Consider the following 7,995-nt stretch of genomic DNA (forward strand, 5'->3'; position numbering starts at 1 on the left):
TCTTGCGAGGTGTCGCTCACTCAAAATACTGACCGTCACTCATTGCTGAGCAACGTATTTCTTTTGTGTGAACATTTGATAATTTAAGTAATCAGCTGAACAAGTCAGCTGGCACCCTCATCAAACGCCCACACTTATCGACTGTTAATTGTTAAAGAACTTATTCGCTGTTGCTTCTTGCTGCGCTTGCGAATCGTTTTGTTCGTCAGCAGCAGAGAGATGAGATTATGCAGTGTTTCGCGTTTTTCGTCAACCTCTTTTTTCCTCTTCGTTGCTTGTTGCAGAGTTAACTACTTGATTTCGTTAACGTTTGCAGCACAGCGCCGAAGCGGACGCGAATTATAGCCAAGCCACGGATGAGATGCAAGAGCGTTTCGTGGCTGCCTCCTCGCGGTGCAGATGAGTACCCATCAGCGCCACCCATAGCCATCAGCTATCATTTCTCTTGAATCAATCAATTTTACCGATTAGATGAGAATGACTATCATTTGTCTTCGATAGCGAAACAGGAAGAGCAAATGATCACCGCCGCGAAACGCCTTAGCCAGGTTGCAACCCACATGGCGATCGCCTGCGCGCTTACCTATGCACTGACCGGGTCGATCATGCTCGGCGGCCTCGCTGTACTAGTGGAACCGGTCATTAATGTTGTCCTGCTGCCCTTCCATGAATCGGCCTGGGCGCGGCTACGCAGCCTTGCTCGCACCACCAGTAAACGCACGCTCTGCGCCGCAGCCGAAAAGCTCAGCCAGACCGGTTTGCACGCCGTGGTCGCCTTCGGTGTGATGGCCTGCGCCACCGGCTCGTTTGCGATGGGCGGACTGGCCGCCTTGCTCGAACCGGTGTGCAATGTCCTCGTGCTTCCCCTGCACGATCGCCTGTGGGAGCAACTCGAACAACGCGGCCCGCATTACACGCAGTTACGCGGCGCCTGAGCCGGCGAACAGCCCAGGCGCCGCGCGTTGCGCAACAGACTCACACCATCCTGACTTTCAGCACATCGGGGCCTGATTCGACCACCTCGAGTGTCTGGGCATCGCCCAGGCGAAAGCGGTTCATGCCCAGCGGCGTCAGGCCGCCGCTGGCATGCACCTGCCGGTCATCCGGCCCCGGCATACCGCTGACGACCTGCCCGGCCTGCTGGAAGTCGAGCGTTTCGCGCCCCCGCCGGCTGGGCGGAAACGGAAACGCATCGCGCAAGCGGTAAACCTGCACGTCGCCTGCGTCCTCCTCGAAGGAATGCGCCCAGCTGCCCTGGAGTCCGCCCGTCTGTGCATCGTTCGTCATACGTTCGCTCCTTGTGATGGCATGGCGGTGGGCGATATCGGCAACTGCAGCTCCGTGCCCGGCGCGCGCACTTCCTCTTCTTCCCTGAATGCGGAAATCGTTCCGCCCATGTACTCGTATCCGGTGAGGGACGGACCCCATGCGGAACCATTCCACCATTTATGGTACAGGGCGCTGTCGGTCCCGGTAACGAAGACGTCGAGCCGGTTCGGGCCCCAGGAAACGACGCGCGGCGGCGAGGTGCAGATGCCGCCCATCTTTTCGTATCCGGTAATCGATGGCCCCCAGGCCGAGCCGTTCCACCATTTATGGTACAGCGCGCTGTCGGTACCGATGACGAAGATGTCGAGACGGTTCGGTCCCCAGGCGACGACCTCCGGCTTGTCGACACACACGCCGCCAAGACGCTCGAAGCCCTTGATCGACGGTCCCCAGGCCGAGCCGTTCCACCACTTGTGATACAGCGCGCCATCGGTGCCGGTGACGAACACATCGAGGCGGTTCGGTCCCCAGGCGACGACCTTCGGTGGCGAGGTGCACACGCCGCCCAGATTTTCGTAGCCGGTAATCGATGGTCCCCAGGAGCTGCCGTTCCACCACTTGTGATACAGCGCGCGGTCGGTGCCGATCACGAAGATGTCGAGACGGTCCGGTCCCCAGGCGACGATTTCGGGCTGGCCGACGCAGACGCCGCCCAGGTTTTCGTAACTCGTCAGCCCCGGTCCCCAGGCCGAGCCGTTCCACCATTTATGGAACAGGGCGCGGTTCGATCCGAGCACGAAGACATCGAGCCGGTTCGGGCCCCAGCTGACGATGCGCGGGTCGTCGACGCAGACGCCGCCCATGAATTCATAACCGGTCAGCGACGGCCCCCATGCGGAACCGTTCCACCACTTGTGGTACAGCGCGCTGTCGGTGCCGGTGACGAACACGTCGAGCCGGTTCGGTCCCCAGGCCACGGCCTGCGGCACGCTGGTGCAGACGCCGCCCATCTTTTCGTAACCCGTGACGGACGGACCCCAGGCGCTGCCGTTCCACCACTTGTGATACAGCGCGCGGTCGGTGCCGAGCACGAACGCATCGAGCCGGTTCGGTCCCCAGGCGACGACTGGCGAGGAGCTCGGGCGGATGGCGCCGGCGCTGCTGCCGATCGCACTGCGTACGCCGTCCAGGCAAGCCTGCATGCGCGCGACCTGGCCGGCGGAGAACATCACCATCGCGCGGTCGTCGACGTAGTCCATGTAATTCATGAACATGTCGCCATTCGGCCCATTGCTGCAGGATACGTGGGGGAAGCTCGGCGCGCCGACGTTGGCGCCGGCCTGGTTCGGCGTGTCGGCGACGTTGTCGGTACCGCTGCAACCGGTGCCGTCGTCGCCCCAGATATGGTTGAGGTTGAGCCAGTGGCCGATCTCGTGGGTCGTGGTGCGGCCCAGGTTGAAGGGGGCGGCGGCCGTCCCGGTCGTGCCGAAGGCCGAGTGCAGGATGACGACGCCGTCGGTGGCGTCCGGCCCGCCCGGGAATTGCGCATAGCCCAGCAGGCCGCCGCCGAGCTGGCACACCCAGACATTCAGGTAGTTTGCCGCCGGCCAGGCATTCAGGCCGCCGCTGGCGGTCGACTTGACGGCGTCGTTGTCGTTGAACGAAGCGACCGAGGTCTGGCGCCGTTCGATACCCGACGTCGGCGCGCCGGAGGGATCGGTGTCCGCCAGGAAGAATTCGATGCGCGCATCGGTTGCCAGGGGCAGGAAGGGTGCGGGCGTGATGCCGACGTCCGGGTTGGTACGGCGAAAGTCGCGGTTCAGCACTTCGATCTGGCTCGCGATCTGGGCGTCCGATATATTCTGGGCCGCCGTATTCCAGACCACGTGCACCACCACCGGGATGCGCGTGATGCCGCTGCGCTGGACGCTCCCTTCGCCGGCCTGGTAGCGCATGGCCTCGATTTCGATGTCGTCGCGCCGGCGCGCATATTCCGGATCGGTCGACAACAGACGCCGGTGCACGTCCATCGTGCCGCACTTGCGTACTTGCGGCTGGCGTCCGTCGCCGCCGCCCCCTCCGCCGCCTGCGTTGCCGAAGCCTCCGCCCCCGCCACCCGCGCCATCGGCACTGGCCGGGCCGATGCTGCCGTCGCCCATGCCGCCCGCCGGCATGTCGTATTCGCGGCCACGGCCGCCCTTTTCTGCTTCCATGCGCCCGGACGGCATGTCGGCGCCAGGCTCGCGCCTGGTGATGCCCGGCATGCCGCGCTCTTCGGGCGCCAGGCTGGCGTCGCCGTCATTCGGCATCATGCTGCCGATCGCACCGTCCGAATCGGACGCGCTTGAAATCATCGTGGTGTCGTCCGAACCATTACCGTCCGGCATGGATGCTGCGCCTTTGGATGTCTTTGCTTTCATGATCTTCCCCTGGTCGCCTGCATTGCAATCGCGCTCTATGTCGAGAGCACGTCTTTTCCAATCGTTATCGAACTGGAAGCACGGTCTTACGTCGTAAGACAATCGGCAGGGATGAAGTTCCGGCGGCGGTCACGTAAAGATCGGCTCGCGGTCCGGGCGCGATCCGGCGCGCGTCACTGTCTGCTAATCCCAACAAGCACGGCCTAAGTGCGTGGCCTAACGGAGCAGCGGGACCCGGCCGGGATAATGGGCCTTCCTTTGTGCCGATGCGAACTCCCACCATGTCGAACGAACTCCCGCCGGACGAAGCTGCCGGCAATGGCAGCGACGATGCGCTCGCCCTGTCGCGCCGCGGCTTCCTGCAGACCGCGGTTGCCGCGGCCGCCGTCGTCCATCTGCCCCAGGCCGGGGCCGCTCCCGACGCTCCCGCCGCTGCGGCGTCCGTGCCGCCGCGCCCGGTCACGCTCGACATCAACGGCAAGGCCTATGCCTTGATGCTCGAGCCGCGGGTGTCGCTGCTCGACGCTCTGCGCGAATACGCCGGCATGACAGGCACCAAGAAGGGCTGCGACCGCGGCCAGTGCGGCGCCTGCACGGTGCTGGTCAATGGCCGCCGCGTGAATGCCTGCCTGACGCTGGCCGTCATGCACGAGGGCGACAGGATCACGACGATCGAGGGCATCGCACAGGGCGGCCAGCTGGCGCCGATCCAGTCCGCCTTCATCGAGCACGATGCGTTCCAGTGCGGGTATTGCACCCCTGGCCAGATCTGTTCGGCAGTTGCCTGCATGGACGAGATGCGCGCGGGAACGGCCAGCGCGGCCAGTGCCGACGTGCGCGCCAAGGTCGTCATGTTCGGCGACGACGAGATCCGCGAACGCATGAGCGGCAACCTGTGCCGCTGCGGCGCCTACAACAACATCGTGGCGGCGGTGCGCGCCACGGCCAAGGTCTGAGGAGCGCGGCATGCACGCCATCGACTACGAACGCGCCACCGATCCGGCCCACGCGCTGCGCCTGGCGCAAGACCAGCACACCCGCTTCATCGGCGGCGGCACCAATCTGCTCGACCTGATGAAGGGCGGCGTCGAACGGCCGCTGCGCCTGGTCGACATCACCCGCATCGGCCTGGCCGACATCGCGGAACTGGGCAATGGCGGGCTGCGCATCGGCGCGCTCGCCAGGAACAGCGACACCGCCAATCACGCGCTGGTGCGCAGCCGCTATCCCCTGCTGGCCCAGGCGCTGCTGGCGGGCGCGTCGCCGCAGCTGCGCAACATGGCAACGATCGGCGGCAACCTGATGCAGCGGCCGCGCTGCCCCTATTTCGTCGACACCGCTTTCGACATGTGCAACAAGCGGCTGCCTGGAAGCGGCTGCGCCGCCCGCGAAGGCTATAACCGCATGCACGCGATCCTCGGTGCGAGCGAAGCCTGCATCGCCGTGAATCCGTCGGACATGAGCGTGGCCCTGGCGGCCCTCGACGCCGTCGTGCAGGTGGCCGGCCCGCGCGGCAACCGCAGTATTCCCATGGCCGATTTCCATCGGCTGCCCGGGACGCAGCCGCAGTCCGAGACCACCGTGCAGCCCGGTGAGTTGATCACCGCGGTCGACCTGCCGCCGCCGGGATTCACCCGCCATACCTACTACCTGAAGGTGCGCGACAGGGCGAGCTATGCGTTCGCCCTGGTGTCGGTGGCGGCGGCGCTCGAGCTCGCGGACGGAGTCGTGCGCCAGGCCCGCATCGCGCTCGGCGGGGTCGCCCATCGTCCCTGGCGCATGCCGGCCGCCGAAGCTCTGCTGGTCGGGCATCGGCTCGAGGATGCGCGTTCGCGCGCAGCCGCCGCCCTGCTGGTGCGCGGTGCGCAGGCGTTCAAGGACAACCGCTTCAAGATCGAACTGGCGCAGCGCGCCACCGTCAGCGCGCTGCGGCGTGCGGGAGAAGTCGCATGAGTATCGTCGGACAAGGCATCGACCGGGTCGATGGGCACCTGAAGGTGACGGGCGCGGCGACCTACTCGGCCGAACACAGGCTGCCGCAGATGGCGCACGCGATGATGGTCTTGTCGACCATCCCGAAGGGCCGCATCGCCTCGATCGACAGCGCGGCAGTCGAGGCCATGCCGGGCGTGATCGCGGTCATGACCCACCGGAACGCACCGCGGCTGGCCTTGCCGCAGGGCTCACAGCCCAAGAAGGAAGGTGGCGAGCAATCCAAGCCGGACCAGAAAAAGCAGCCGCCCAACCCCAAGCTGACGCTGTTGCAGGACGACATGGTCTGGTACAACGCGCAGCCGGTGGCGGTGGTCGTCGCCGACACCTTCGAGCATGCGCGCGATGCCGCCCGGCGCCTGCAGGTGCACTGCCGGGCCGAGCGCGCGCAGCTCGACTTCGCGCAGGCGAAGAAAACACTGCGCCGGCCGGAACCACAGCCCGAACGGCCGTCCGATACCGGCCGCGGCAACTTCGCGCGTTCGATGGAACGGGCGCCGACGCGTCTCGATGCGACTTACTCGACGCCGATGGAGAACCATAATCCGATCGAACCGCATGCGACGATCGCGCACTGGAGCGGCGACAAGCTTGCCCTGTACGACTCGACGCAAAACGTCTCCGGCGTCCAGCGGACGGTGGCATCGAGCTTCGGCATCGCACCGGAACAGGTGCGCGTGATCTGCCCCTTCGTCGGCGGCGGCTTCGGCTGCAAGGGCTCGACCTGGTCGCACGTGGTGCTGGCGGCGATGGCCGCGAAAATGATCGGGCGCCCGGTCAAACTGGTGCTCGAGCGCACGCAGATGTTCGGCCCCGTCGGCGCGCGGCCGCTGACCGAGCAGCATCTCGTGCTCGGGGCGGCGAAGAGCGGCAAGCTGGCCGCGCTGCGCCACGATACGATTTCGAGCACCGCCTTCCTCGACGATTTCGCCGAACCCTGCACTGCCGTCACGCGCAAGCTGTATGCGTCCGACAGCCTGCAGACCTCGCAGCGGCTAGCGACGCTGAACGTCGGCGTTCCTACCTACATGCGCGCGCCGGGCGAGTCGAGCGGCAGTTTCGCGCTCGAGTCGGCCATGGATGAACTGGCCTACAAGCTGGACATGGATCCGGTCCAGCTGCGTCTGGCGAACTATGCCGAGAAGGATCCGGAAAAGGATTTGCCGTGGTCGAGCAAGTCGCTGCGCGAATGCTACCGTGTTGCCGCCGAGCGTTTCGGCTGGAATCGGCGCAATCCAAAACCAGGTTCGATGAGGAAGGGCCGCACCCTGGTCGGATGGGGTATGGCGACGGCGACGTATCCGGCCAACCGCAAGAACGCCAAGGCGATGGCCTCGCTCCTGCCCGACGGTACGGCGGTCGTGCGCAGCGGCTCGCACGACCTGGGCACCGGAACCTATACCGTGATGACGCAGATTGCCGCCGATGCTCTCGGCATGCCGGTCTCGAAGATCCGCTTCCACCTGGGCGATACCATGCTGCCCGAGGCGCCGGTGTCCGGCGGCTCGCAAACGGTGGCCAGCGTCGGGCCGGCGGTGCACCAGGCGGCACGGGCCTTGCGCGAGAAGCTCATCGGCATGGCGGTGGCGGACAGTGCGTCGCCCCTGCACGGCATGGCGGCCGGCGACATCGACGCCGTCGACGGCTGGCTCGTGTCGCGCGCGGCGCCGGCGCGGCGCCAGGAGATGGCTGCCATCGTCGCGCGCGCAGGAGGACAGCCGGTCAGTGCGGATGCCAACGCCGAGCCGGGCGACGAGAAAAAGCGTTATGCGATGCATGCCTTCGGCGCCGTCTTCGTGGAGGTGCACATCGATCCCGACGTCGGCACGATCCGGGTGCCGCGCATCGTCGGCGCTTACGGTGTGGGCCGGGTCATGAACCGCAAGACCACGCACAGCCAGCTAATGGGCGGCATCGTGTGGGGCATGGGGATGGGCCTGATGGAAAAGACGGAGATGGATTGGCGTTTCGGGCGCGCGGTCAATGCGAACCTGGCGGACTATCACGTGCCGGTGAACGCCGATATCGGCGCGATCGATATCACCATCGTCGACGAGGAAGACAAGCAGATCAACGAACTCGGGGCCAAGGGCGTGGGTGAAATCGGCATCACGGGCGTGGCGGCCGCGATTGCGAACGCGGTGTATCACGCGACGGGAAAACGCATCCGTGATTTACCGATTACGCCGGACAAGGTGCTGGTCTGAGGAGAAAAGGACGAAAAAAAACCCGCTGATCTGAATCAACGGGTTTTTCTCTTATAACTAGCCTGACGATAACCTACTTTCACACTGGTTGCAGCACTATCATCGGC

The 7,995-nt window shown here is 65.3% G+C and carries 6 protein-coding genes; 4 read left to right on the forward strand and 2 right to left on the reverse strand.

Going from position 1 to position 7,995, the window contains the following annotated elements; translation table 11 throughout:
• The first annotated feature begins 518 nt into the window (after positions 1-518).
• Positions 519-935, forward strand: a complete 417-nt coding sequence (locus ACFPQ5_RS06175) for a DUF2061 domain-containing protein (RefSeq protein WP_379752399.1) — start codon at positions 519-521, stop codon at positions 933-935.
• A 40-nt stretch (positions 936-975) separates the two neighbouring features.
• Here the strand turns inward: ACFPQ5_RS06175 and ACFPQ5_RS06180 are convergent, their stop codons facing one another.
• Positions 976-1,287: a hypothetical protein gene (locus ACFPQ5_RS06180; protein ID WP_379752400.1), complete on the reverse strand. Its 312-nt coding sequence runs from the start codon at positions 1,285-1,287 to the stop codon at positions 976-978.
• Positions 1,284-3,689 (reverse strand): DUF8189 domain-containing protein, encoded by a 2,406-nt coding sequence (locus ACFPQ5_RS06185; RefSeq protein ID WP_379752401.1) that lies wholly within the window; start codon positions 3,687-3,689, stop codon positions 1,284-1,286. Before ACFPQ5_RS06185 ends, ACFPQ5_RS06180 begins: the two co-directional genes overlap by 4 nt.
• Before the next feature lie 266 nt (positions 3,690-3,955).
• Between ACFPQ5_RS06185 and ACFPQ5_RS06190 the strand changes: the two genes are divergently transcribed.
• The 3 genes from ACFPQ5_RS06190 to ACFPQ5_RS06200 are packed head-to-tail and all read left to right on the forward strand — an operon-like array spanning position 3,956 to position 7,888.
• On the forward strand, positions 3,956-4,645 hold the full coding sequence (locus ACFPQ5_RS06190; RefSeq protein ID WP_379752402.1) for a 2Fe-2S iron-sulfur cluster-binding protein: 690 nt from the start codon (positions 3,956-3,958) through the stop codon (positions 4,643-4,645).
• A gap of 10 nt (positions 4,646-4,655) precedes the next feature.
• On the forward strand, positions 4,656-5,642 hold the full coding sequence (locus tag ACFPQ5_RS06195; RefSeq protein ID WP_379752404.1) for an FAD binding domain-containing protein: 987 nt from the start codon (positions 4,656-4,658) through the stop codon (positions 5,640-5,642).
• Complete coding sequence (locus tag ACFPQ5_RS06200) at positions 5,639-7,888, forward strand: xanthine dehydrogenase family protein molybdopterin-binding subunit (protein ID WP_379752406.1); 2,250 nt, start codon at positions 5,639-5,641, stop codon at positions 7,886-7,888. Before ACFPQ5_RS06195 ends, ACFPQ5_RS06200 begins: the two co-directional genes overlap by 4 nt.
• Positions 7,889-7,995 lie beyond the last annotated feature (107 nt).

Origin of the sequence: Massilia suwonensis (genome assembly GCF_042655665.1) — a bacterium.
Taxonomy (GTDB): domain Bacteria; phylum Pseudomonadota; class Gammaproteobacteria; order Burkholderiales; family Burkholderiaceae_D; genus Telluria; species Telluria suwonensis.

Coding starts and splice junctions, on each gene's coding strand:
- ACFPQ5_RS06175 (WP_379752399.1), top strand. CDS start 519: ATGATCACCGCCGCGAAACGCCTTAGCCAGGTTGCAACCCACATGGCG.
- ACFPQ5_RS06180 (WP_379752400.1), bottom strand. CDS start 1,287: ATGACGAACGATGCACAGACGGGCGGACTCCAGGGCAGCTGGGCGCAT.
- ACFPQ5_RS06185 (WP_379752401.1), bottom strand. CDS start 3,689: ATGAAAGCAAAGACATCCAAAGGCGCAGCATCCATGCCGGACGGTAAT.
- ACFPQ5_RS06190 (WP_379752402.1), top strand. CDS start 3,956: ATGCGAACTCCCACCATGTCGAACGAACTCCCGCCGGACGAAGCTGCC.
- ACFPQ5_RS06195 (WP_379752404.1), top strand. CDS start 4,656: ATGCACGCCATCGACTACGAACGCGCCACCGATCCGGCCCACGCGCTG.
- ACFPQ5_RS06200 (WP_379752406.1), top strand. CDS start 5,639: ATGAGTATCGTCGGACAAGGCATCGACCGGGTCGATGGGCACCTGAAG.